This window comes from Streptomyces sp. NPDC058662, assembly GCF_042716255.1.
GTDB lineage: Bacteria > Actinomycetota > Actinomycetes > Streptomycetales > Streptomycetaceae > Streptomyces.
In genome coordinates this window covers 18,773-43,200 of the sequence record NZ_JBHXRU010000026.1, presented here as the reverse complement: position 1 = coordinate 43,200, position 24,428 = coordinate 18,773, and the positions used below count along the sequence as shown (strand labels likewise).

At 74.1% G+C, this 24,428-nt stretch carries 22 protein-coding genes; 14 read left to right on the top strand and 8 right to left on the bottom strand.

Going from position 1 to position 24,428, the window contains the following annotated elements:
* Positions 1 to 36 precede the first annotated feature (36 nt).
* Positions 37 to 825, bottom strand: a complete 789-nt coding sequence (locus ACFWUQ_RS12565) for an ABC transporter permease (protein ID WP_384536676.1) — start codon at positions 823 to 825, stop codon at positions 37 to 39.
* Entirely contained in the window at positions 822 to 1,829 is a 1,008-nt protein-coding gene (locus ACFWUQ_RS12560) for an ATP-binding cassette domain-containing protein (RefSeq protein WP_384536674.1), read from the bottom strand. Before ACFWUQ_RS12560 ends, ACFWUQ_RS12565 begins: the two co-directional genes overlap by 4 nt.
* Before the next feature lie 74 nt (positions 1,830 to 1,903).
* On the opposite strand from ACFWUQ_RS12560, the gene ACFWUQ_RS12555 reads away from it, so the two are divergent.
* On the top strand, positions 1,904 to 2,677 hold the full coding sequence (locus ACFWUQ_RS12555; RefSeq protein WP_384536671.1) for a TetR/AcrR family transcriptional regulator: 774 nt from the start codon (positions 1,904 to 1,906) through the stop codon (positions 2,675 to 2,677).
* A gap of 76 nt (positions 2,678 to 2,753) precedes the next feature.
* Here ACFWUQ_RS12555 and ACFWUQ_RS12550 read toward each other — a convergent pair whose 3' ends face one another.
* On the bottom strand, positions 2,754 to 3,875 hold the full coding sequence (locus ACFWUQ_RS12550) for a type ISP restriction/modification enzyme (protein ID WP_384536737.1): 1,122 nt from the start codon (positions 3,873 to 3,875) through the stop codon (positions 2,754 to 2,756).
* Positions 3,876 to 4,034: 159 nt separating this feature from the next.
* Between ACFWUQ_RS12550 and ACFWUQ_RS12545 the strand changes: the two genes are divergently transcribed.
* Positions 4,035 to 4,229 carry a hypothetical protein gene (locus ACFWUQ_RS12545; RefSeq protein WP_384536668.1) on the top strand — a complete coding sequence of 65 codons (195 nt, stop codon included), beginning with the start codon at positions 4,035 to 4,037 and terminating at the stop codon, positions 4,227 to 4,229.
* Positions 4,230 to 4,363: 134 nt separating this feature from the next.
* Here the strand turns inward: ACFWUQ_RS12545 and ACFWUQ_RS12540 are convergent, their stop codons facing one another.
* Both ACFWUQ_RS12540 and hmgA read right to left on the bottom strand, forming a co-directional pair.
* Entirely contained in the window at positions 4,364 to 5,113 is a 750-nt protein-coding gene (locus tag ACFWUQ_RS12540) for a GntR family transcriptional regulator (RefSeq protein ID WP_384536665.1), read from the bottom strand.
* Between the two features lie 64 nt (positions 5,114 to 5,177).
* Positions 5,178 to 6,524 carry a homogentisate 1,2-dioxygenase gene (gene hmgA, locus ACFWUQ_RS12535; protein ID WP_384536662.1) on the bottom strand — a complete coding sequence of 449 codons (1,347 nt, stop codon included), beginning with the start codon at positions 6,522 to 6,524 and terminating at the stop codon, positions 5,178 to 5,180.
* Positions 6,525 to 6,693: 169 nt separating this feature from the next.
* Between hmgA and ACFWUQ_RS12530 the strand changes: the two genes are divergently transcribed.
* The 8 genes from ACFWUQ_RS12530 (at position 6,694) to ACFWUQ_RS12495 (ending at position 19,222) form a co-directional block, all read left to right on the top strand.
* Positions 6,694 to 8,772 carry a right-handed parallel beta-helix repeat-containing protein gene (locus tag ACFWUQ_RS12530; RefSeq protein WP_384536659.1) on the top strand — a complete coding sequence of 693 codons (2,079 nt, stop codon included), beginning with the start codon at positions 6,694 to 6,696 and terminating at the stop codon, positions 8,770 to 8,772.
* 480 nt (positions 8,773 to 9,252) lie between these two features.
* A complete protein-coding gene (locus ACFWUQ_RS12525) occupies positions 9,253 to 10,089 on the top strand; it encodes a hypothetical protein (RefSeq protein WP_384536735.1) in 837 nt (278 codons plus the stop codon).
* Between the two features lie 310 nt (positions 10,090 to 10,399).
* Complete coding sequence (locus tag ACFWUQ_RS12520) at positions 10,400 to 11,734, top strand: hypothetical protein (RefSeq protein WP_384536656.1); 1,335 nt, start codon at positions 10,400 to 10,402, stop codon at positions 11,732 to 11,734.
* Between the two features lie 18 nt (positions 11,735 to 11,752).
* On the top strand, positions 11,753 to 12,373 hold the full coding sequence (locus ACFWUQ_RS12515) for a TetR family transcriptional regulator (RefSeq protein ID WP_384536732.1): 621 nt from the start codon (positions 11,753 to 11,755) through the stop codon (positions 12,371 to 12,373).
* Positions 12,374 to 12,554: 181 nt separating this feature from the next.
* Positions 12,555 to 14,843, top strand: a complete 2,289-nt coding sequence (locus ACFWUQ_RS12510) for a molybdopterin oxidoreductase family protein (protein ID WP_384536653.1) — start codon at positions 12,555 to 12,557, stop codon at positions 14,841 to 14,843.
* 73 nt (positions 14,844 to 14,916) lie between these two features.
* Positions 14,917 to 16,449, top strand: coding sequence for a citrate:proton symporter (locus tag ACFWUQ_RS12505; protein WP_384536650.1), 1,533 nt, complete (start codon positions 14,917 to 14,919; stop codon positions 16,447 to 16,449).
* Positions 16,450 to 16,547: 98 nt separating this feature from the next.
* A complete protein-coding gene (locus tag ACFWUQ_RS12500; protein WP_384536647.1) occupies positions 16,548 to 17,960 on the top strand; it encodes an aldehyde dehydrogenase family protein in 1,413 nt (470 codons plus the stop codon).
* A 182-nt stretch (positions 17,961 to 18,142) separates the two neighbouring features.
* Entirely contained in the window at positions 18,143 to 19,222 is a 1,080-nt protein-coding gene (locus ACFWUQ_RS12495) for a Zn-dependent alcohol dehydrogenase (RefSeq protein ID WP_384536644.1), read from the top strand.
* A 133-nt stretch (positions 19,223 to 19,355) separates the two neighbouring features.
* Here the strand turns inward: ACFWUQ_RS12495 and ACFWUQ_RS12490 are convergent, their stop codons facing one another.
* Positions 19,356 to 20,108, bottom strand: coding sequence for a TetR/AcrR family transcriptional regulator (locus tag ACFWUQ_RS12490; RefSeq protein ID WP_384536642.1), 753 nt, complete (start codon positions 20,106 to 20,108; stop codon positions 19,356 to 19,358).
* A 68-nt stretch (positions 20,109 to 20,176) separates the two neighbouring features.
* Here ACFWUQ_RS12490 and ACFWUQ_RS12485 point away from each other — a divergent pair, with 68 nt between their 5' ends.
* The 3 genes from ACFWUQ_RS12485 to ACFWUQ_RS12475 all read left to right on the top strand — a co-directional run bounded on the left by ACFWUQ_RS12485 (position 20,177) and on the right by ACFWUQ_RS12475 (position 22,501).
* Positions 20,177 to 21,328 carry an acyl-CoA dehydrogenase family protein gene (locus tag ACFWUQ_RS12485; protein ID WP_384536639.1) on the top strand — a complete coding sequence of 384 codons (1,152 nt, stop codon included), beginning with the start codon at positions 20,177 to 20,179 and terminating at the stop codon, positions 21,326 to 21,328.
* Between the two features lie 156 nt (positions 21,329 to 21,484).
* Positions 21,485 to 21,790 (top strand): YiaA/YiaB family inner membrane protein, encoded by a 306-nt coding sequence (locus ACFWUQ_RS12480; RefSeq protein ID WP_384536636.1) that lies wholly within the window; start codon positions 21,485 to 21,487, stop codon positions 21,788 to 21,790.
* 60 nt (positions 21,791 to 21,850) lie between these two features.
* Positions 21,851 to 22,501: a TetR/AcrR family transcriptional regulator gene (locus tag ACFWUQ_RS12475; RefSeq protein ID WP_384536633.1), complete on the top strand. Its 651-nt coding sequence runs from the start codon at positions 21,851 to 21,853 to the stop codon at positions 22,499 to 22,501.
* 88 nt (positions 22,502 to 22,589) lie between these two features.
* Here ACFWUQ_RS12475 and ACFWUQ_RS12470 read toward each other — a convergent pair whose 3' ends face one another.
* Positions 22,590 to 23,051 (bottom strand): MaoC family dehydratase, encoded by a 462-nt coding sequence (locus ACFWUQ_RS12470; protein ID WP_384536630.1) that lies wholly within the window; start codon positions 23,049 to 23,051, stop codon positions 22,590 to 22,592.
* Positions 23,052 to 23,146: 95 nt separating this feature from the next.
* Here ACFWUQ_RS12470 and soxR point away from each other — a divergent pair, with 95 nt between their 5' ends.
* Positions 23,147 to 23,590: a redox-sensitive transcriptional activator SoxR gene (gene soxR / locus ACFWUQ_RS12465; RefSeq protein WP_384536627.1), complete on the top strand. Its 444-nt coding sequence runs from the start codon at positions 23,147 to 23,149 to the stop codon at positions 23,588 to 23,590.
* On the opposite strand, the gene ACFWUQ_RS12460 is transcribed toward soxR, so the two are convergent.
* Entirely contained in the window at positions 23,571 to 24,284 is a 714-nt protein-coding gene (locus tag ACFWUQ_RS12460; RefSeq protein WP_384536624.1) for a 3-keto-5-aminohexanoate cleavage protein, read from the bottom strand. The two genes, soxR and ACFWUQ_RS12460, sit on opposite strands and share 20 nt — an antisense overlap.
* Positions 24,285 to 24,428: the final 144 nt, after the last annotated feature.

The window sequence follows — 24,428 nt, the reverse complement described above, 5'->3', positions numbered from 1 at the left end:
GCCGCGGCGGTGCCGGAGTCCGCGCCCGCGGCGCGCTCAGCCCAGGCCGCGCGCGAACCGGCGGGTGGCCAGGGGGAGGAACACCGCGAGGAGCAGCGCCGACCAGAGCAGCGCCCCGGCGACCGGATGCGCGGCGGGCCAGGCCGCCCCGGCGGCGGCCTGCCCGCCGGCGTTCCCGCACAGTTCGCGCACGGCGGTGGCGACCGCGCTGATCGGGTTCCACTCCGCCACGGCGCGCAGCCAGCCGGGCAGTCCGTCGGTCGGCAGGTAGGCGCTGGAGAGCAGCGGCAGGACGAAGGTGGCGCTGCCGAGCTGGCCCGCCGCCTCCTCGCTGCGGCTCAGCAGCCCGAGGTATGTGCCCGCCCAGGCGGTGGCGAAGCGGAACAGCAGCAGCACCCCCAGTGCGCCGAGAGCGCCCGGCACCCCGTTCTCGATCCGCCAGCCCATGGCGAGCCCCACGAGCATCAGCGGGACCATGGACAGCCCGGTGGTCAGCAGATCGGCGCCGGTCTGTCCGAGCGGGACGGCGCTGCGGCTCATGGGCAGGGTCCGAAACCGGTCCATCACCCCCCGGTGGGCGTCCTGCGCGGCCGTGAACATGCCCGTCATCAGGCCGTTCGCGGCGGTGGCGGCGAGCAGGCCGGGCACCAGGAACTCGCGGTACTCGGCCCCGGGCATCGCGAGCGCGCTGCCGAAGACGTAGCCGAAGAACAGCAGCATGGTGATCGGCATCGTCTGCGTGAGGATCAGCAGGGCCGGGGCGTGCCGGGCCTTCTGCACCTGGCGGACGAGGACAGCGCCTCCGTCGGGCAGCAGGGTGCTCATGCGGCGTGCTCCTTCGCGGCGGCGGCTGTGTCGGGAGTGGTGGCGGCGGGGGCGCCGCCGTCGGCGGTGCGGACCCGGGTGAGGCGCAGGAACACCTCGTCGAGGGTGGGCGGTCGCAGGCCGGCATCGGTCACGGGGATGCCCGCCCCGTCGAGTTCGCGGACGATGCGCGGCAGGGTCAGCCCGGCGTCCAGCACGGTCACGCCAACGGTGAGGCGCTCCTCGTCGAGCACCGGCCGCCCCCCGGTGAGCCGGTCGAGTACGGCGGCGGCGCCGGCGAGCGCCTCGGCCGCCGGGACGGTGACCTCGGCGTGGGCGCCGATCCGCGCCTTGAGTTCGCCAGGGGTGCCGGCGGCGACGGCGCGGCCCCGGTCGACGACCACGACGTCGTCCGCGAGGCGGTCGGCCTCCTCCAGGTACTGGGTCGTGAGGAGCACCGTCGTGCCCTCGTCGGCCAGCGTCCGTACCGCGGACCAGATGTGGTCCCGCGCCGCCGGGTCCAGTCCGGTGGTGGGTTCGTCGAGGAACAGGACCCGGGGCCGGACGACGAGCCCGGCGGCCAGGTCGAGCCGCCGCCGCATGCCGCCGGACCAGGTCCCGGCCACCCGGTCGGCCGCCTCGCCGAGGCCGAAGCGCTCCAGCAGCTCGTCGGCGCGGGCCCGACCCGCGGAGCCGCGCAGTCCGCTCAGCCGGGCGAAGAGCCGGAGGTTCTCGCGGCCGGTCAGATCCCCGTCCACCGAGGCGTACTGGCCGGTGACGCCGATGGCGCGGCGGACGGCGGCCGGGTCCCGAACGACGTCGTGGCCCGCGACGAGGGCGCGGCCGCCCGAGGGCGGGGAGAGGGTGGTGAGGATCCGGACGGCGGTGGTCTTGCCCGCGCCGTTGGGGCCGAGAAGGCCGCAGACCGTGCCCTCGGCCACAGCGAGGTCGAGGCCTCGCAGTGCATGGACCGGGCCGTAGCTCTTCTCGACACCCTCACTAAGTACAGCGTACGTAGTTGTCATACGGCGCACCCTACCGCACTACGTACGGTGTACGTAACTAGGATGGGGGGCGAGACGGACGAAGGTGATGAGCGATGACACCCAGCGGGCGCCCCGCTGAACCCGAAGTGATCTGGGCCCGCCCGCAGCGGGCGGGCCGCGGACCGCGGCCCGCGCACAGCCGCGAGTCGATCGCCGCCGAGGCGGTGCGGATCGCCGACGCGGAGGGGATCGAGGCCGTCTCGATGCGGCGCGTGGCCGCCGGGATCGGTGCCGGGACGATGTCCCTGTACAACTACGTGCCGCGCAAGGAGGACCTGTACGAGCTGATGGTCGACGCCGTCAGCGCCGAGTACGACCTGGTCGGGCCGACCGGAGACTGGCGGGCCGACCTGCTCGCGCTCGCCCGCCAGACCCGGGCGCTGATGCACCGCCACCCGTGGCTGCCCCGGCTGCTGAGCCCCGTCTACGGCTTCGGGCCGAACGCCCTGCGCTACCTGGAGCACAGCCTGGCCCTGCTCGCGCCGCTGGAGGCACCGGACGGGGAGAAGCTGGAGCTCGTCGCCGCCGTCAACGGCACGGTGGCCACCTACGTGGCGGGTGAACTGGCCCTGGCCGAGCGGGCCCGCTCGCTGCCGTGGAGCGAGGCCGAGGAACAGGCCGTACGGACGGCCTGGCTCGGGTCGCGCCTGGCCACCGGGCAGTACCCGCTGCTCACCGCGGCCCTCACGGCGTCCGCGCCGACCCCCGACGCGGATCCGGCAGGGGCAACGGCTCCGCCCGCCGTCGCGTCCGTGCCCGGCGCGGGACTGGACATGAGCGCGGTCTTCGACCGGTCCCTGACCCGGCTGCTGGGCGCCTGGGGCTGACGGCTGTCGGGGGGACCGGGCTCCGGGGGCTCTCGGGGGTCCCGCCGGGCGCCGGGCGCGGACGGCTGCCCGCGCGCTACAGCAGCGCGAACTGCCCGCCCGGGCCCTCCTCCTGGTGGTCCAGCACCGACGCCGGGCGCCGGGCCCAGCGGGGCGGCGGCAGCACCCCGGCGGCCCGCAGCGCGGCGGCCGGCAGAGGGGGACCCGGCTCGAAGGCGGCCCGCTCGGGGGCGAGGTCCGCCAGTAGCGCCAGGGTCGTGACAAGCGCCGTCAGCTCCGAGGTCCAGCCCTGCGGCCACGGGTCCGGCCCCAGCGCCTCCAGCCCGTCGGCGTCCGGCCCGCGGTGCGCGACCCGGGCCGCGAACCAGGCCTCCAGCACCCGCGTGCCCCTCACCTCGTACTCCCAGGCGCCCTGCGGCACGGGGGAGACCGTCCCGCCCCCGAGGCTCAGGGTCTCGCTCCCGGCGTCGTAGTCGAGGGTCCGCGGCCACGCCGTGACCGCCGAGCGGACGTACGGCCGGCGGCCGCCGGGCAGCCGGGGCGGTTCGGCGCGGGCCCCGCGCAGCTGGACGGCGAGCAGTCGGCGGCCCAGCTCCAGTCCGGCCCGCCAGCGCTCGGGGTCGGCGGCGAGCGGGACCTCGTATCCCCGGGGGCCGGGCCGACCGGCCGTGAGGATCCAGCACAGCACGTCCTCGGCGCGGACCCGGCCGCCGTAGCGCTCGCCCAGCAGGGGCAGCAGGCCGGGGGCGAGGTTCGGCTCGGCGCCGCCGGGGCGTCGGTGCAGCGGCCTGATCCGGCCGAGCCGCCCGACCGGGAGATGGGCGGTGACCAGCGGGTCCGCGCCTTCCACCAGGTACAGCTGGTGCGCATCGCGGACCCGCCACAGCTCCGGACGGGCCGTGTCGATCAACCGCTGGTCGGGCAGCAGCCACTGCTCGTCGAACGGGTCGCGGAGCACCCGCACCGGGTCGGGGAAGGGGCCCGGGACATCCCCGAAGCGCGCGGTGGCGGCCGAGCGCTGCCCCGGCAGCGCGGCCGCGCCGGCGGAGGGCGTACGCCTGCGGCTGGGCCGGAAGAGCCGCTCCCGCTCGGCTCCCGCGGCCCCGGTCAGCGCGGTCCAGCGGGCGCGCAGGGTCCCCGGATCGGGCGCGGCCACCCAGTCCCGGCCCAGGCGCAGACCGCCCACGGCCCAGGGCATCAGATCGTCCAGCAGCGGGTCCGGCCCGGGTTCCTCAGCGCTCACCCGGCCGATGGTAGCGACGGGGCCCGACGACCGGGCCGCGTCCAGGCCGAAGAGCTACGCTCCTTGTAGAGGCGGGTGCGCGGACGCGCACGCGCGCCGACCGAGGAGACGGTCATGAGTCAGTACGACGAATACTCGACTCCGTCGCAGGCCGAGGGCGAGCGCCTGGACGAGGACATGGACGAGCGCCAGAAGCAGCAGCGGCACCCCGACACGATGCGGACCACGCCGTCCCAGGCCGAGGGTGAACGCGGGTCGGACGCCGAGGGCGAGCGGCGCGGGTCGGAAGGCGACGAGCGGAAGACCTGAGAGGACGCCGAGCGCAACCCCTGGGGGCGGCGAGCGGAACCTGGGGGCCGGGGCGACACGCGCCCAGCAGGCGTAGGGAGGGCGACGTGCCGGCGTGCCCGCACGGCCCCTCCGCCCCTCTTACCCGAGCCTCCTCAGTGCGCGTCGACCGTCACCGTGAACGAGAACCGGTCGCCCCGGTACCGGATGCGCGCCACGTCCACCACCCGGCCGTCCTCGTCGTACGTCACACCCGTGTAGTGCAGGATCGGGCTGAGCAGCGGGACGTGGAGCAGCTCGGCCGTCTCCGGGTCCGCGAGCCGGGCCTCGACCGTGTCCGTGATCCGGCTGATGCGCACGCCGACGACGTCCCGCAGCACCTTCGTCATCGGCCAGCGTTCGAGATCGGCCGGGCGCACCGCGGCGGCGAACTCGGGCAGGACCGCGTTCTCCGCCCAGTTGGTCGGCTCCCCGCTCTCGGGATCGCGCCGCAGCCGCCGGTACGTGACCACCTCGGGCGTATCCGGGAAGTGCTCCAGCAGCTCCCCGGACACGGCGGTCCGGCCGTGGCCGAGGACCGTCGTGCGCTCGCCCGACTGCTGGGCCACGATCGCGTCGACCGAGCCCAGCAGCCGCACCGGAGCGCTGCGCAGCGCGCCCGGCTCGATGAAGGTGCCGCGCCGCCGGTGCCTGCTGATCAGCCCCTCGCCCTCCAGCTCCTTGAGGGCCTGGCGCATCGTCAGCACGCTCACCCCGTAGTGCCCGGCCAGCTGCTCCTCGGTGGGGAGGCGCAGCGAGTCGTCCGGGGTGCGCCCGAGTATCGAGGCGCGCAGCGACTGCGACACCTGGTACCACAGGGGCAGCTTCCGGTTCAGCACCAGCGAGTCGGGGGCGAAGGCGGTCACGGGTGGTTCTCCGTACGGCTGGGCAGGGGTGGCGGTGCGGCGGATGCAGGCTATGCGGAGCGGGTCAGGCGCGGAAGTGGCGCTGCAGGCCGCTCCACACGTCGTCGTAGCCGCGCTGGAGGTGCTCGGCGCCGGCGGCCTGCGAGGTGGAGACGATCGGCCACCGGGTCTCGAACATGAAGGCCAGGCCGTCCTCGATCTTCTGCGGCTTCAGCTCGGCGGCGCTCGCCCGGTCGAAGGTCTCCCGGTCCGGACCGTGCGCGGACATCATGTTGTGCAGCGAGCCGCCGCCGGGCACGAAGCCCTCGGCCTTGGCATCGTAGGCGCCCTCGATCAGGCCCATGTACTCGCTCATCACATTGCGGTGGAAGTACGGCGGGCGGAAGGTGTCCTCGCCCACCAGCCAGCGCGGCGCGAAGACGACGAAGTCCACGCCGGCCAGACCGGGGGTGTCGGACGGCGAGGTCAGGACGGTGAAGATCGACGGGTCGGGGTGGTCGTAGCTGATCGACCCCAGGACGTTGAAGCGGCGCAGGTCGTAGACGTACGGGACGTGGCTGCCGTACCAGGCGACGACGTCGAGCGGGGAGTGGTCGTAGGTCGCGGCCCAGAGGTTGCCGCAGAACTTGTTGACCACCTCCGTCGGGCGCTCACCGGCGGCCGGGTCCTCGTACGCCGCGACCGGGGCGCGGAAGTCCCGCGCGGCGGCGAGGCCGTTGGCGCCGATCGGGCCCAGGTTCGGCAGCTCGAAGGGCTGGCCGTAGTTCTCGCAGACGTAGCCGCGGGCCGGGGCCCCGTCCGTGTCGAGGAGCTCCACGCGGAAGCGGACGCCGCGCGGGACGAGGGCGACCTCGCCGGGGCGGGCGGCGAGCAGGCCGAACTCGGTGCGCAGGAGCAGCCCGCCGCGCTCGGGGACGATCAGCAGCTCTCCGTCGGAGTTGCTGAACACCCGGTCGGTCATGGAGGTGTCGGCCGCGTAGAGGTGGATGGCCATGCCGGCGCGCTGGGCCGCGTCGCCGTTGCCGCCGAGGGTCCACAGGCCGGCCAGGAAGTCCGTACCGGGCGCCGGGTCGGGCAGGGGGTTCCAGCGGAGCCGGTTCGGGTCCGCCGGCGCCTCCGTGAAGGGCGCGGTGCGCAGGGCGCCGTTGTCGATCCGGGTGAAGGGCGGATGGGCCGCGGAGGGGCGGATCCGGTAGAGCCAGGACCGGCGGTTGTGGGTGCGCGGCTCGGTGAAGGCGCTGCCGCTGAGCTGCTCGGCGTAGAGGCCGAGGGGGGCGCGCTGGGGCGAGTTGCGGCCGAGGGGAAGCGCGCCGGGGACGGCCTCCGAGCTGTGCTCGTTGCCGAAGCCGGTGAGGTACGTGAGTGCCTCCGCCGTCTTCCTCGCCTGCTCGCTGCCGGCCTGCTCGCTCATGGGCTGCTCCCGCTCCTCGAAGGAATCCTATGGGTGACAGTAGGATTCCGCGGCCCGCACGTCAACGGGGAGATCGGCGCGCCGGCGCGCACGGCCCGCCGTGAGGGGCTCGCGGGGATTCGTGCGCGGGGGGCTCCCAAAAGATGAACAATGCTCTACTCTCACGCGCATGTCGTGGACCCGCAGGTTCCCTGCCGTACCGGCGGCGCTCCTCGCCGCCCTTCTCGCCTTCCTGTCCCTCCTCGCCGCCGCCCCCGCCGCGCGCGCCCACGAGGAGCGCCCCGTCACCTTCCCGGACGGTTCCGGATCCGTGCCCGAGTACCGCGCGGCCGAGCCCGACCTCATCGTGTGCAAGACCGACCGGCCCGGCTTCGAGCGTCGTATATCCGGCTTCCCGGACGAGCTCAGACAGCGCAACCTCGCCCTCTACGAGCGCTGCGAGAAGAACGGCTTCCGGCACCTCCAGCAGGCCGTCGACGCCGTCGACCGGCCCGGGATGAACATCGCGATCCTTCCCGGCCTCTACGAGGAGGAGCCCGCGCTGCCGGCCCCGACCGGCGAGTGCGCGTCGCTCAAGGCCCCCGACTCCTCGCTGGGCTACCAGATCCTCAGCTACGAGCAGCAGGTCCAGTGCCGCCACAACCAGAACCTCGTCGCCATCCTCGGCAAGACGAACCTGCAGATCGAAGGCACGGGCGCCACCCGCCTCGATGTGATCGTGGACGCCAAGTACCAGAAGCTGAACGGCATCCGGGCCGACCGCTCCAACGGCATCTACTTCCGCAACTTCACGGCCCAGCGCACGACCTTCAACTCCCTCTACGTCCTGGCAGGCGACGGATTCGTCATCGACGACGTACTGACCCGCTGGAACGACGAGTACGGCTTCCTGACCTTCGCCAGCGACCACGGGCTCTACAAGAACTGCGAGTCGTACGGGAACGGCGACTCGGGCATCTACCCCGGCAGCGCCTCCGACATCAACGAGGGGCGGGGCTACGAGGTCCCGCGCTACTCCATCGAGATCACCGGCTGCCGCAGCCACCACAACATGGTCGGCTACTCCGGCACCGCGGGCGACTCGGTGTGGGTGCACGACAACGAGTTCGACCAGAACATGGGCGGCGCCTCCATGGACAGCGCCTTCCCCGGCCACCCCGGACTCCCGCAGAACCACGCCAAGTTCGAGCGGAACCTGATCCACGACAACAACCAGGACTACTACCGCCACATCGCCGACGGCACCTGCGCCAAACCGCCCATCGAGCGCGGCTACGAGCGCGGCGTCGTCTGCCCCCAGATCTCCATGCCGCCGGGCACCGGGATCATCACCGCGGGCGGCAACTGGAACCTGTACGAGGACAACTGGGTGTACGGGCACCGGCGCGCCGGCTTCTACCTCAGCGCCGTCCCGGCCTTCATCCGGGGTGAGGAGGCCTGGGACAAGCAGACCGACACCTCCCACCACAACCGGTACGCCGCCAACACCATGGGCAAGGACAAGGACGGGGCCAGCCGGCCCAACGCGATGGACGTCTGGTGGGACGGCCAGGGACGCGGCAACTGCTGGCAGGACGGACCGGCCGGCTCGACCCCCGGCACCCTGCCGCAGTGCGGGGAGCGGCGCGGCGACGTGTCGGGAGCCTCGGCCCGGCTGGTCGGCGAACCGGTGAAGCTGGTGCAGCTCCTCGTCTGCGCCGACTACAGCGCCCAGGCGCGCAGGCTGCCGGCCGGCTGCGACTGGTACGGGGCACGCGGCCTGGAGCGGGTGGAGACCCAGCTCGCACTGGCCGTCGGGGCCGTCCTGCTCCTGGTCGGCGGAGTGCTGTGGTGGCGCCGGCTGCGCGGCACCCGCCTGGGGACGGCGGCCTCGCTCCTGGGCCTCGCGGGACTGGCACTGGACGTGGCGGGTTCCACGACGGGGCTCACCGCCACCTTCGTACCGGCCCTGGCACTCCTGCTTCTCGGCCTGTGGTGGACGGGCGCGGGCCTGGCCCTGCGGCCGACGCGGCCCTGGCTGGCCCGCCTGACCCTGCTGCTGGCCGGACTGACCCTCCTCGACGCCTTCGACAAGGCCGTCCTGATGATCCCGTGGACCCCCCTCAGCCCCGCCTGGGTACGGGCCCTCGTAGCGGTCGCCTGGGTCCTGTGGGCCGTCGCCGCATCAGCCACCCGCCCCTCAGGCCACCCCGCCACCCCAGACACCGCCACCACCCAGCCCACCCCGACCCCGAACCCCGCCGTATGACCCACCCCGCCGCCTCCCGCCAGGGCGAGGCACCGGAGCCCCGCACACCCCACCGGGCCCCCTCCGCCACGCGGGGACACGGCGGGGCGTGCGACGCACCGGAGCCCCGCACATCCCACCGGGCAGGCCCGCTCCCGGCTGCTGTGCGGGGCGCGGCGGGGCGCCCGAGCCCTGCACGTCCCGCAGCGTACGTCCGACCCCGACCGCCGGGCTTGGGCGCGGCGGGGCGTTCTCAGGGCGCGCGACCCACGCGTCCCACCGGGCGCGCCCCCCTCGGCGGCCGTGCGGGGGCGCGGCTGGGCGCTACCCGAACCCCGAGCCCCGCGTGGTCCATTCGGCCGGCGCGGGATCACCGGCCGCATCGACCACTGGAGGCTCGTCGTGACCGACCGCACTGACCGCCGCGTCGCCTGCGACGTCTGTGGGACCCCGCCGCCCGCGCGCCGCAGGACGGCACGGCGACCCGCCCGTACCGCCGCCCTGCTCGCCCTCGCCCTGCTCCTCGCGGGCGGCGCGACGGGCTGCGGGGGGCGGGCCACCACCCACCACAAGCCGGGCACCAGCCACGAGCAGGCCACCGGAAGCGTCGGCACCCTGCTCACCGCCGACGACGGCGCCGGCCACCGGCTCCGCGAGGTCCCGGCCGAGGGCGCGCCCGAGGTACGGCTGACCCTCCGCCCGGACTCCGAGGACGGCTGGAACCTCCAACTGGACGTGCGGAACTTCCGCTTCACCCCCGACAGCGCCGGCGGCGCCGCGCTCCCAGGAGCGGGCCACGCCCACCTGGAGATCGACGGCCGCAAGGCGGCCCGGCTGTACGGCCCTTGGTTCCATCTGCCCGCGGCGCAGGTACCCGAGGGCGCGCGCACCCTGACCGTCCGCCTGTACGCGGACGACCACACCGCCTGGGCGGTGTCCGGCAAGCCGGTCGAGAACGCGGCCCCGCTCGCCGGGCCCGCACCGAACCCGTCCGGCGGCCACAGTCACGGCCACAACGGCACCCCGCCACCCGCCTCGCCGGCCCCGCAGGCCTCGGGGCAGACGCCGGAGCAGGCGGACCGGACGGTGACCATCGGAGTCCGGGACGGCAAGGTCACCCCCGCGCCCGCCCGCACCGAACTCAAGCGGGGCGAACGTGTTGCCCTGCGCGTCACGAGCGACCGCGCCGACACCCTGCACGTCCACGGCTACGACCAGGAACTCGCCCTCCCCGCAGGCCAAGAGGCCACGCTGATCCTCACCGCGGACCGCACCGGCCTCTTCGAGGTCGAGACCCACGAGTCGAAGCTCCTCCTGACCCAACTCCTCGTCCGGTGACCCGACCCCGAACCGGCACGCCCACGAAACCCCCGCCCCGCAGCACCGCACCGCACCGGGCGACGCCCCACAGCCCCGCACCTCACAGCACCGCACCCCACGCCACCGCACCCCACAGCACCGCACCCCACAGCACCGCACCCCGCGCGCGCCTCCGCTCGGCGCCCAGGCCCGGGCCCGGAACCGGGCCCGGGCCCGGAACCGGGATACCCCTGCCCGGTCGGCGTGGGGCGGGGCTTCGGGAGGGTCGGTGCTGAGCTCCGTCGGGCCGGGTCCCCGCCCGGGCGCCGGGGGCGGGGATCGCCAGGACGTGGTCCTTCACCTGGCCGATCCGCTCACCACCCTCGCGCACGGGATCGGGTCCCAGCACGACCTCCCGATCTCGCCCTTCTACGCCTTCGCCGGTGCCTTCGCCGCGTTGTTCGTCTCCTTTCTCGCCCTCGGCCTGCTCTGGTCCGCCTCCCGCTTCCGCGGTGACCGTTCCGGGCTCGCCCTGCCCGCCGCCGTCCGGCGGGCGGCCGACGCGCCGGCCACCCGTACCGTCCTGCGTGCGCTCGGACTCGCCGCCGCACTCGCTCTGCTGCTGCACCTCCTCCTCGGTCCCGACGACCCCGCGCGCAACCCCGCCGCCGGCGCCGTCTACGTCCTGTTCTGGGTCGGACTCGTCCCCGCCTCCCTTCTCCTCGGCCCCGTCTGGCGCCTGGTCAACCCGCTCCGCACCCTCCACCGCCTCCTCACCCGGGGCCGGGCCAGAGCCCTCGCCCCGCACCGGCACGAACCCCGCCTCCGCCGACCGGTCCGCCCGCTCCCCGCCCGCCTGGGACAGTGGCCCGCCGCCGCCGGCCTGTTCGCCTTCACCTGGCTCGAACTCGTCGCTCCCGACCCCGCATCCACCACCACCCTCCTGATCGCCCTCGCCGTCTACGCCACCCTCCAGCTCCTGCTCGCCGCCCGCTTCGGCGAGCGCTGGTTCGACGACGGAGACGCCTTCGAGGCGTACTCCGCCCTCCTCGCCCGGCTCTCCCCCCTCGGCCGCCGCCATGACGGCCACCTGGTGCTCCGCAACCCCTTCCACGGACTCGACGCGACGCCCGAGCGGCCCGGACTCGTCGCCACCGTCTGCGTCCTGCTCGGCTCCACCGCCTACGACGGCTTCTCCGACAACCCCTCATGGATCAACGCCGTACAGACCTCCCCCCTCGGCCGCACCCCCACGGCCACGCTCGGACTGCTCGCTTCCGTCGCCCTCGTCGCCACCCTCTACTGCCTCTGCGCGGCGGCCACCCGCCTCGTCAGCGGCCCGCACCCCGGCCCGCTGACCGCCTTCGCGCACTCACTCGTGCCGATCGCGCTCGGCTATCTCGTCGCCCATTACTTCTCCCTCCTGGTAACCGAAGGACCACGCACAGTAAGCATGGCACTCGGCACTGACAACGCCCCCGAACCCGCTCCACCACTGGCTCCTGGGGGCCTCGCCGCCCTCCAGGTCATCGCCGTCGTCACCGGCCACGTCCTCGGCGTCGTTGCGGCCCACGACCGCTCCGTACGCCTCTTCCCGCCCGCGAAGGCGGTGGCCGGCCAGCTCCCCCTGCTCGCGCTGATGATCACTTACACCATCGGGGGACTGGGCCTCCTGCTGAACTGAGAACGGAGGAGCGGCATGATGGACCCCGTGCCTCCCGCCCACTCCCTGCGCCGTACTCCCGTCCAACAGCGCAGCGCCGACCGGCTCGCCCGGATCCTCGACGCCTGCGCCGAGCTCCTCGACGAGACCGGGTACGAAAACCTCAGCACCCGCGCCGTCGCCCTGCGCGCCGGTGTGCCGATCGGATCCGTGTACCGGTTCTTCGGCAACAAGCGGGCCATGGCCACCGCCCTCGCGCACCGGAACCTCGACCGCTACGCGGACGGCATCGCCGACCGCCTCGCCGGGCTCCCGGCCACCGACTGGCGGCCCGTCGTGGACGCCGTACTGGACGAGTACCTGGCCATGAAGCGCACGGTCCCCGGCTTCGCGCTCGTCGACTTCGGGGTCCCCGCACCGCCCGCCGGCGGGCCGGCGGCCGACCCCAACCACCTCGTGGCCGCGCGCCTCACCGAACTCCTCAGCGGGCACCTCGGGCTGACCCCTGACGCCACGCTGGAACGAGGGGTCCTCGTCGCGGTCGAGGCCACGGACGCGCTGATCCAACTCGCGTTCCGCAGCGATCCGGACGGCGACCCCGGCATCGTGGCCGAGACCCGCGCCATGATGCAGGCCTACCTCGCACGCTTCCTGGACTGAAACGCCTCCCCGCCGTGCGAGCCCCCTCCCGTCCTGACGGAGGAGGCTCCCACCCGCACCCCCACCCCCGGCGCGGTGCGCGGACAGTCTCTCCGTCCACCCCCCTCCCCGCCGTCCCTACCGGTCGGTATGCTCAGTGCGCCCGCGTGCCCGTGCCGCAGCCTGTCGCCCTGGAGGGCCCATGCCCCGCACCGCCCTGCGCATCTGTCCGCTCTGCGAAGCCACCTGCGGCCTCACCCTCACCATCGAGGGCACCGCCGTCACCGGCGCCCGGGGCGACCGCGAAGACATCTTCAGCCGAGGCTTCATCTGCCCCAAGGGCGCCGCCTTCGGAGCCCTCGACTCCGACCCGGACCGGCTGCGCACGCCCCTCGTCCGCAAGGACGGCCGGCTCCAGGAGGCCACCTGGGACGAGGCCTACGACGCCATCGCCGCCGCCGTCCCCGCCCTCGTCCGGGAGTACGGGGCCCAATCGGTCGGCGTCGTCCTGGGCAACCCGAACGTCCACACCATGGCCGGCGCCCTCTACCCGCCGCTGCTGCTCAAAGCCCTGGGCACCCGCAACCTCTTCACCGCCAGCACGCTCGACCAGATGCCCAAGCACGTCTCCAGCGGACTGCTCTTCGGCGACCCCTTCGCCATCCCCGTCCCCGACCTGGACCGTACGGACTTCCTCCTGCTGATCGGCGCCAACCCGGTCGAGTCCAACGGCTCCCTGTGCACCGCCCCCGACTTCCCCGGCCGGCTCAAGGCTCTGCGCGCCCGGGGCGGCACCCTCGTCGTCGTCGACCCGCGCCGCACCCGCACCGCGCGGCTCGCCGACCGCCACCTCGCACCGCGCCCCGGCAGCGACGCCCTGCTGCTCGCAGCCCTCGCGCACACCCTGCTGACCGAGCGGCTGACCGACCCCGGCGTGCTGGAGGAACAGACCGGGGGATTCGGGGAACTCGCCACCGCGCTGGCGCGTTTCACTCCTGAGGCCGTAGCACCCGCATGCGACCTCACGGCCGACGAGATCCGCACCCTCGCCCGCGAGCTCGCGGCCGCGCCGACCGCCGCCGTGTACGGGCGGCTGGGCAGCAGCGCCGTCGCGCACGGAACCCTCGCCAGCTGGCTCGTCGACGTACTGAACATCCTCACCGGCAACCTCGACCGGCCGGGCGGGGCCCTCTTCCCGCTCCCGGCCACCGGCGCCCGCCCGCGTCCCGCGGGGCCCGGGAAGGGCTTCACCCTCGGCCGCTGGCACAGCCGGGTCAGCGGCCACCCCGAGGCCAAGAGCGAACTGCCCACAGCCGCCCTGGCCGAGGAGATCGACACCCCGGGGGAGGGCCGGATCCGCGCCCTGATCGCCATCGCCGCGAATCCGGTCCTGTCCGCCCCGGACGGCCGACGGCTCGACGCCGCCCTGGCCGGACTCGACTTCATGATCAGCATCGACCCCTACCTGAACGAGACCTCGCGCCACGCCCACGTCGTACTGCCCCCGCCGCCGCCCTCGCAGAGCGGGCACCACGACTTCGCCTTCAACGGCTTCGCCATCCGCAACCAGGTGCGCTACTCGCGGCCCGCCGTCCCGCTGGAGCCGGACCGGCTCGACGAGTGCGAGATCCACGCGCGCCTCGTGCTGGCCGTATCCGGCATGCACGGCACGGCAGGCCCGGAAGCCGTCGACGAACTGGCCATCGGCGCGACCCTCGCCCGGGAGACCGCCGACCCGGACTCGCCCCTGCACGGGCAGGACCCGGCGCGCCTCGCCGCCCTGCTGACCGGGGAGAACGGCCCGGAGCGCCGGCTCGACATGATGCTCCGACTCGGGCCGTACGGAGACATGTTCGGCTCCGCCAACGGCCGCGAAGCCGACTCTGCCGCCGACTCCGCTCCGGGCGCCGAGATCGGCCCGGACAGGGGAGGCGTCAGCCTGGAGCAGCTGCTCGCGCACCCGCACGGCATCGACCTCGGCCCGCTCCGGCCCCGGCTGGCGGGCGTGCTGAGGACCCGCAGCGGCAGGATCGAGCTGCTCCCGGACCCGATCGCGGCCGAGCTCCCCAGACTGCGCGCGACGCTCGCCGACCGCCCCGCCGTCCTGGTGCTCGTGGGCCGCCGCCACCTGCGGTCCAACAACAGCTGGTTGCACAACGTCCCGGCCCTCACCGGAGGTTCCAACCGCTGCACCCTGCAGGTCCATCCTCTCGACGCGGACCGGCTGGGCCTCGTCGACGGCGGCCGGGCCCGGGTCGCGGCCGACGGCGGGAGCCTGGAGGTCCCGGTCGAGGTCACCGACACCGTGCGGACCGGCGTGGTGAGCCTGCCGCACGGCTGGGGCCACGACCGCCCCGGCACCCGGCTCTCGGTGGCTTCCGCCGAGCCCGGAGTGAACGTCAACCAGCTCCTCGACGGCACGCTGCTCGACCCGCTGTCCGGCACAGCGGTGCTCAACGGCTTCCCGGTCGAGCTCACACCACTGCCCTGAGCTGGGGTTTTGCTCGTATTGCTCACGGCCGGACACCTTGTTGGCCCCATGAGGAGGCGCCTACGTTCCCAGCATGCTGACCTTCCTCGGCTTCGCCATGATCGCGACCTTCCTGGTTCTGATCATGATGAAGAAAATGTCGCCCATCGCGGCGCTCGTCCTCATCCCCGCGCTCTTCTGCGTGTTCGCCGGACAGGGCGCGCAGCTCGGCGACTACGTCATCGACGGCGTCGGCAAGCTCGCGCCCACCGCCGCCATGCTGATGTTCGCCATCGTCTACTTCGGCCTGATGATCGACGTCGGCCTCTTCGACCCGATCGTCCGCGGCATCCTGCGCTTCTGCAAGGCCGACCCGATGCGGGTCGTCGTCGGCACCGCGATCCTCGCCGCGATCGTCTCGCTCGACGGTGACGGCTCCACCACCTTCATGATCACCGTCTCGGCCATGTATCCGCTGTACAAGCGGCTCGGCCTGAGCCTGGTGGTGATGACGGGTGTCGCGGCGACGGCGAACGGCGTCATGAACACGCTGCCCTGGGGCGGCCCCACCGCGCGCGCCGCGACCGCCCTCAAGCTCGACGCCGCCGACATCTTCGTCCCGATGATCCCGGCTCTGGCCGTCGGGCTGATCTTCGTGTTCGTGCTCGCGTACGTTCTCGGCCTCAGGGAGCGCCGCCGGGTCGGCCTCCTCGCGCTGCCGACGGACGGGGCCGCGGCCGCCGGGAGCGACCCCGCCGACGCTGCCGCCCCCCGTACCGCGCTGGTCACCGTCGGCGCGGGTGCCGGCACGGCCGCCGACGCCACGCCCGACGCCACGCCCGGCATCACACCCGACGTCACGCCCGGCATCACACCCGACGTCACGCCCGGCATCACACCCGACGTCACGCCCGGCATCACACCCGACGTCACGCCCGGTCCCACGCCCGGCGACAGCGCCGTCCCCGCCGCCGACGAGGGCGGTTTCCAGGGCCTCGACCCGCACCGCGCCACCCTGCGGCCGCGCCTCTACTGGTTCAACGCCGGGCTCACCGTCGCCCTCCTCACCGCGATGATCACGGAGTTGCTGCCCATCCCGGTGCTGTTCCTGCTCGGCGCCGCACTCGCCCTCACCGTGAACTTCCCCCACATGCCCGACCAGCGGGCCCGCCTCGCCGCCCACGCCGACAACGTCCTCAACGTCGCCGGCATGGTCTTCGCGGCGGCCGTGTTCACCGGCGTCCTCACCGGCACCGGCATGGTCAAGCACATGGCCGACTGGCTCGTCGGCGCCGTCCCCGAGGGCATGGGACCGCACATGGCCCTGGTCACCGGCCTGCTCAGCCTGCCGCTCACGTACTTCATGTCCAACGACGGCTTCTACTTCGGCGTCCTGCCCGTCCTGGCCGAAGCGGGTGCCGCGCACGGGGTCTCCCCGCTGGAGATCGCCCGCGCCTCCCTGGTCGGACAGGCGCTGCACATGTCCAGCCCGCTGGTCCCGGCCGTGTACGTCCTCGTCGGCATGGCCAAGGTGGAGTTCGCGGACCACACCCGGTTCACCGTGAAATGGGCGGCTCTGACCTCTCTTGTCGTGCTCGGGGCAGGGATGGTTTTCGGCACCATCTGATCCCCGGAGCCTCTGGCGCGCGGAAAACTACCGGCGCTAGTTTGTAGGGTGTTCGAGAGGTCAGGTCTACGCGCGGGTGCGTGCTCGGGAGGAATGCCATGAAGGCCCACGACGGGATGTACATCGGCGGGGAGTGGCGGCCCGCGGTCGGCCGCGAGCGGATCGCGGTCGTCAACCCCGCCGACGAGCAGGTCATCGCCGAGGTCCCGGCCGGAACGGCGGAGGATGTCGACGCCGCCGTACGCGCGGCCCGCGCCGCCCTCCCCGGCTGGGCGGCCACGCCCCCGGCCGAGCGGGCGGCCCTGATCGGAGCGCTGAGCGGCGTACTGGCCGCCCGCAAGAGCGAGATCGCCGAGGTCGTCACCGCCGAACTCGGTTCCCCGCTCGCCTTCGCCGAGATGGTCCACGTCGGATCGCCGGTCGCGGTGTCCGCCTCGTACGCCGAGCTCGGGGCCTCGTACGCCTTCGAGGAGCGGATCCGCAACTCCACCGTGCTGCTGGAGCCGGTGGGCGTGGTCGGAGCGATCACGCCCTGGAACTACCCGCTGCACCAGGTCGTTGCCAAGGTGGCACCCGCTCTCGCCGCCGGCTGCACCCTCGTCCTCAAGCCGGCCGAGGACACCCCGCTGACCGCACAGCTCTTCGCCGAGGCCGTGCACGAGGCGGGCGTCCCGGCCGGGGTCTTCAACCTGGTGACCGGTACGGGCCCGGTCGCCGGTCAGGCGCTGGCCGCGCACGAGGGGGTCGACCTGGTCTCGTTCACCGGCTCGACCGCCGTCGGCCGCAAGATCGGGGCCACGGCGGGGGCCGCCGTCAAGCGGGTCGCTCTCGAACTGGGCGGCAAATCGGCCAATGTCATCCTGCCCGGGGCCGACCTGGCCAAGGCCGTCGCGGCGGGCGTGGGCCACGTCATGAACAACGCCGGCCAGAGCTGCAACGCGCTCACCCGCATGCTCGTCCACCGGGACCAGCACGAGGAAGTCGTCGCGCTGGCGGCCGCCGCCGTCGCCAAGTACACCACCGGCGACCCCCGGGACCCGGCCACCCGCCTCGGTCCCGTCGTCAACGCCAAGCAGCACGAACGCGTGCGCGGATACATCGCCAAGGGCATCGAGGAGGGCGCCCGCCTCGTCGCCGGCGGGCCCGACGCGCCGCACGAGCGCGGGTACTTCGTCGCGCCCACCGTGTTCGCGGACGTGACGCCCGACATGACCATCGCCCAGGAGGAGATCTTCGGTCCGGTCCTGTCGATCCTCCCCTACGAGGACGAGGAGGACGCCCTGCGCATCGCGAACGGCACCGTCTACGGCCTGGGCGGCGCGGTGTGGGCGGCGGACGAGGAGACGGCCGTCGCCTTCGCACGCCGCATGGACACCGGCCAGGTGGACATCAACGGCGGCCGCTTCAACGTGCTCGCACCCTTCGGCGGCTACAAGCAGTCGGGCGTGGGCCGCGAGCTGGGCCCGCACGGCCTGGTCGAGTACCTCCAGACGAAGTCCCTGCAGTTCTGAGCGTCGGCGCCAAGGCCCGAGGCCGACCACCGGCCAGGCCCACCGCCTCACCGGTGGGCCTGCCGGCGGGCCCACCGCCCCGCCCACCTGCCGCCGCCCGTCCGTCGGCCCCGCCGCGACGGCGTCCCACCCCCCGTACCGCCCGCCCAGTACCTCAGCCTGACAAGACGGAGACGACGATCATGGTCCGCGCCGCCATCCTGCCCGCCGTCGGAGCCCCTCTGGAGATACGGGAGATCGTGCTGCCCGAGCCCGGCCCCGGCCAGGTGCGGGTGAAGCTCGCCGCCGCCGGGGTCTGCCACTCCGACCTCTCCCTCACCAACGGCACCATGCGGGTCCCGGTCCCCGCCGTCCTCGGCCACGAGGGCGCGGGCACCGTCCTCGCCGTCGGCGAGGGTGTCACGCACGTCGCCCCCGGCGACGGAGTGGTACTCAACTGGGCCCCGTCCTGCGGCGAGTGCCACCACTGCTCGATCGGCGAGGTCTGGCTCTGCGCCAAGGCCCTCACCGGAGTCGGCGCCGTCCACGCGCACGACGCGCAGGGTACCGAGCTGCACCCCGGGCTGAACGTGGGCGCCTTCGCGGAGGAGACCGTCGTCGCGGCGAACTGCGTGCTGCCCGCGCCTGCGGGGATCCCGCTCCCCGAGGCCGCCCTCCTGGGCTGCGCCGTCCTCACCGGCTACGGCGCGGTCCACCACAGCGCCCAGGTGTTCCCGGGCGAGTCCGTCGCCGTCTTCGGCGTCGGCGGCGTCGGCCTGGCCGCGCTCCAGGCCGCCCGCATCGCCCAGGCGGGCCCCATCGTGGCTGTGGACGTGTCCCCGGCGAAGGAGGAGCTCGCCCGCGCGGCCGGAGCCACGGACTTCGTCCTCGCCTCCGACACCACCGCCAAGCAGATCCGCGCCCTCACCGGCGGTCAGGGTGCGGATGTCGCCATCGAGTGCGTCGGGCGGGCGGACACCATCCGCGGAGCCTGGGAGTCCACCCGGCGCGGCGGCCGGACCACGGTCGTCGGGATCGGGGGCAAGGAGCAGCAGGTCACCTTCCACGCCTTGGAGATCTTCCACTTCGCCCGCACCCTGACCGGCTGCGTCTACGGCAACAGCGACCCGGCCCGGGACCTCCCGGTGATCGCGGAGCACGTCCGCGCGGGCCGGATCGACCTCGGCGCCCTCGTCACCGACCGCATCACCCTGGACGGCATCCCGGCCGCCTTCGAGGCGATGCTCGCGGGCAAGGGCGGCCGTTCGCTGGTCGTCTTCTAGAGCCGCTCCCGGCCGAGGCCCTGCGCCCGGCCGAGGCCCTGCGCCCGGCCGAGTCCCCGCTCCCGGGGCCGAGGCTTCGCTCCCGGCTGATGCCCCGTCCCGCTGCGGCCCCGCACCCCGGGCCCTCGCGCCCCTACGGGCTCTCCTGACCCTCCAGTGCCTCGTACTGGAGGGTCAGCCCGTCCAGGAGCGCGGTCAGGCCCGTCTCGAACGCGCCCTCGTCCACCTCGCGCCGACGGTCCGCCAGCAGGTGGGCCTGGCCGAGATGCGGATAGTCCGCGGGGTCGTAGGCCGCCTCGTCGTCGACGAAACCGCCCGCGAAGGAGGCCACCGCCGAGCCCAGGATGAAGTACCGCATCAGCGCGCCGATCCGGGTGGCCTGTGCCGGCGGCCAGCCCGCCGCCGTCATCGCGCCGAACACGGCGTCCGCCAGGCGCAGCCCGGCCGGCCGGCGGCCCGGACCGCGCGCCAGTACCGGCACGATGTTGGGATGGTCGGACAGGGCGTCCCGGTAGGAGTGCGCCCAGGCGTGCAGCGCCGCCCGCCAGTCCGGCGTGCCCCCCGGCGGCCCGCTCAGGCCGCTCCCACCGCTCCCACCGCTTCCCGGCAAGATCCCCGGCAAGTTTCCCGCCCCGGCCCCGCCCGACGGCCCGAACGCGGCAGCCTCGAACATCGACAAGTCGACGCGGGCGCTCACCGCGTCCGCGACGGCCTCCAGGATCTCGTCCTTGGTCCGGAAGTGGTTGTACAGCGACGGCCCGCTGACCCCGAGGGCGGCCGCCAGCCGCCGCGTCGAGAGCGCCTCCAGCCCCTCCGCGTCCACCAGGGCGCCCGCCGCCTCGACGATGAGGCTTCTGCTGAGGAGAGGCTTGCGCGGTCTGGCCATGCGCCACATAGTAGGGCCTGCCCGCCATAAACTACCGGCGCTAGTTAAAGCGCCTCCGGAGGTGCCCGGTGCATATGGAACTGAGCGAGGAACAGGCCGCCGTCCGCCGGCTCGCGCGCGAGTTCACCGAGCGCGAGGTCGCCCCGTACGCCGCCGAGTGGGACCGTGCCGAGAGCGTCGACCGCGCCGTCGTGAAGAAGCTCGGCGCGCTCGGCTTCCTCGGCCTGACCGTGCCCGAGGAGTACGGCGGCTCGGGCGGCGACCACCTCGCCTACGTCCTGGTCACCGAGGAGCTCGGCCGCGGCGACTCCGCCGTCCGCGGCATCGTCTCCGTCTCCCTCGGCCTCGTCGCCAAGACCATCGCCTCCTGGGGGAGCGAGGAGCAGAAGCGGGCCTGGCTGCCGCGCCTGTGCGCCGGTGACGCGCTCGGCTGCTTCGCCCTCACCGAGCCGGGCACCGGGTCCGACGCCGGCAACCTCACCACCCGCGCCGTGCGCGAGGGCGACTCGTACCTGGTCAGCGGCAGCAAGATGTTCATCACCAACGGGACCTGGGCCGACGTCGTGCTGCTCTTCGCCCGCACCGGCGACGAGCCCGGCCACCGCGGGGTCTCCGCCTTCCTCGTCCCCGCCGACAGTGCGGGGCTGACCCGCCGGGAGATCCACGGCAAGCTCGGCCTGCGCGGCCAGGCCACCGCGGAGCTCACCTTCGACGAAGTCCGCGTACCCGCCTCCGCGATGCTCGGCCCCGAGGGCAAGGGGTTCTCCGTCGCCATGTCCGCGCTGGCCAAGGGGCGGATGTCGGTCGCCGCCGGCTGCGTCGGCATCGCGCAGGCGGCCCTGGACGCGGCCGTGTCGTACGCCGCCCGGCGCGAGCAGTTCGGCAAGCCCATCGCCCACCACCAGCTGGTGCAGGAGCTGATCGCCGACATATCCGTCGACGTCGACGCCGCCCGGCTGCTGACCTGGCGGGTCGCCGACCTCATCGACCGGGGCGAGCCCTTCGCCACCGAGTCCTCCACCGCCAAGCTCTTCGCCTCCGAGGCCGCCGTGCGGGCCGCGAGCAACGCCCTCCAGGTCCACGGGGGTTACGGGTACGTCGACGAGTACCCGGCCGGCAAGCTGCTGCGCGACGCCCGCGTGATGACCCTGTACGAGGGCACGAGCCAGATCCAGAAGCTGCTCATCGGCCGCGCCCGCACCGGGGTCTCCGCGTTCTGACAGCCCGCCGGCACGCGCCGCCGGCCCCGCCCGCCCCGTCGTCCCTGTCCGCCGCACCTCCGGCGCCGCCCCGGCCCCTCGGAGCCCGACGGGCTGAGTACCGGGATGAGTACGCACACGGATGCCCCGCCGGCCCCCGCGCCCGATGCTCGACCCATGGACGAGACACCGGTCAAGCAGCAGAACACGGGGGCGTACTACGGCCAGGCCGTGGCCTCCTTCGGCATCGCCGGCGGCGCCGTGGCCGTGGGCATCTACAACCTGGAGGTGGACGGCTGGGTCCGCGCCTTCCTCGGCATCGCCGCCCTCTACCTCACCACCTCCGCGTTCACCCTCGCCAAGGTGATCCGCGACCGCCAGGAGGTCGGCCGGATCGTCAGCCGGGTGGACCAGGCGCGGATGGAGAAGATGATGGCGGAGTACGACCCGTTCGCGCCGAAGGAGCGGACGCGCGAACACTAAGCGCTTGCTCACCCTCCGGTAAGGTGGTCACTTCCACACGGCGAAGAGGGTGAGTGAGCGATGGACAGCGCGGAGGAGACGGCCGCCGGGTACCAGCCGTGGTCGGAGGTCACCCCCGACGCCGCGCGGCGGCTGCTCGTCGCCGCCGTGGACGCCTTCGCCGAGCGCGGCTACCACGCCACCACCACCCGCGACATCGCGGGCAGGGCAGGTATGAGCCCCGCCGCGCTCTACATCCACTACAAGACCAAGGAAGAGCTGCTCCACCGGATCAGCCGGATCGGCCACGACAAGGCGCTGGAGATCCTGACGACGGCGGCCGGCGGCCCGGGCAGCGCCGCCGAGCGGCTCGACGCCGCGGTGCGCTCCTTCGTGCGCTGGCACGCGGCCCACCACACCACCGCGCGCGTGGTCCAGTACGAGCTCGACGCTCTCGCTCCGGAGCACCGCTCCGAGATCGTGGCGCTGCGCCGGCGCAGCGACGCGGCCGTGCGGCGCATCCTCGCCGACGGGGTCTCGGCGGGGGAGTTCGACGTCCCGGACGTCCCCGGCACCACCCTCGCCGTGCTCTCCCTGTGCATCGACGTGGCCCGCTGGTTCAGCGTGGAGGGCCGGCGCACCCCCGACGAGGTCGGCGCGCTCTACGCCGACCTCGTACTGCGGATGGTGGGCTCCCGCCCCGGCGCCGCCCCCTCCCCGGGGCGGCACTGACCCCGGGCCGCACCGCCCCGGGATCGCACCGCCCCGGGGGCCGCACCGCCCCCGCCGTCGCCCTGCCGCCCCGGCGAGACGGCCCGGGTCAGAAGTAGTAGCGGGACACCGACTCCGCCACGCAGACCGGCTTGTCGCCGCCCTCGCGCTCGACGGTGACCGTGGCCGTCACCTGGATGCCGCCGCCCGCCTCCGTGACGTCCGTGATCACGGCGGTGGAGCGCAGCCGCGACCCGACCGGCACCGGTGCCGGGAAACGCACCTTGTTCGTCCCGTAGTTGATGCCCATGCGCATGCCCTCCACCCGCATGGTCTGCGGCACCAGGCTCGGCAGCAGGGAGAGCGTCAGGTACCCGTGGGCGATGGTGGAGCCGAAGGGCCCGTCCGCCGCCCGCTCGGGGTCCACGTGGATCCACTGGTGGTCCCCGGTGGCGTCCGCGAAGAGGTCGATCCGCTTCTGGTCCACCTCCAGCCACCCGCTGGGGCCGAGCGGCTCGCCGATTCCGGCGTGCAGCTCCTCTGCGGACGTGAAGACCCTCGGCTCGGCCATGCCCTGCTCCTGCCTCTCACGGATGAATAAGCGCTTGCTCAGCATGCTGGGGCCCGCATACGTATGTCAACGGACCTCCGACTACGCTCGGTCGGGTGCCGCAGATTCCCGAGAAAATCCACGAACTCACCGTCGGCCAGCTGTCCGCCCGCAGCGGGGCGGCCGTCTCGGCGCTCCACTTCTACGAGACCAAGGGCCTGATCAGCAGTCGGCGTACCTCCGGCAACCAGCGCCGCTACACCCGTGACGCGCTGCGCCGGGTGGCCTTCGTACGGGCCGCCCAGCGGGTGGGCATCCCGCTGGCGAGCATCCGCGAGGCGCTCGCGCGACTCCCCGAGGAGCGCACGCCGACCCGCGAGGACTGGGCCCGGCTCTCGGAGGCCTGGCGCGCCGAGCTCGACCAGCGCATCAGCCAACTGGGGCGGCTGCGCGACCACCTGACGGACTGTATCGGCTGCGGCTGCCTGTCGCTGCAGACCTGCGCGCTGTCCAACCCCGACGACGTCTTCGGCGAACGGCTCACCGGCTCGCGGCTGTAGCGGCCGCGACCAGCTCCGCGTTCGAGCGGGCCGGGCGCCCGTCGGGAAGCCGCAGTACGTCCCCCACGCCGGTGCGCACCCCTGTACCGCACCGCGCGGCCAGCCGCAGCACCGGCCAGGCGGCGGCCTCCCGTCCGTACAGCACCACTTCCACGGGCGGCAGTCCGCGCAGCCCCGCCACCAGCCCCGGATCGGCCGCCGCCAGCTCGGCCGTGAGCCGGACCCGCCGAGGCTCGCGCACCGGCCAGGCCAGGAACCGCGCCAGCGGATCCGGCCCGGCCGGTCCTCCCAGCCGTACGACCGCGTCCACCGCCACCCCCCGGCCCAGGAGGGCCTCCGCCAGGACCCCGGCCCCCGGTTCCGCGAAATCCACCGCCGCCCGGTCGGGCAGCACCGTCCACGACCGCACCCGGGCCAGCCGTGCGGCGGGATCGGACTCGCTCCCGATGCTCGCCGCCACCGCCAGGGGTACGCCGAGCCCCGCGGCCCGCAACGCCTCCAGTGCGGGCCCCACGACCCGGGGCGAGAGGCTCTCCCGCCCGCACGGGGTCCGCGGGTGCACCAGTACCTCCCCCGCCCCGGCGGCGACCGCCGCCAGCGCCGACTCGGCCAGCTCCTCCGGGGACACGGGTACGGCCGCCCCGTCGGCGGCACTCCGGGAGCCGTTCAGCGACACCAGCGGCCCGCGCCTCACGCCGCTCCCGCCCGGTCGCCTCACGCCGCCGCCCGGTCGCGTACCGCCGCTCCCGCCCGGTCGCGCCCTCCCGCTCCCGCCCGGCGTCCCCGCGCCGCTCCCGACCGGTCCCGTCCCGCCGCTCCCGCCCGGCGTCCCCGCGCC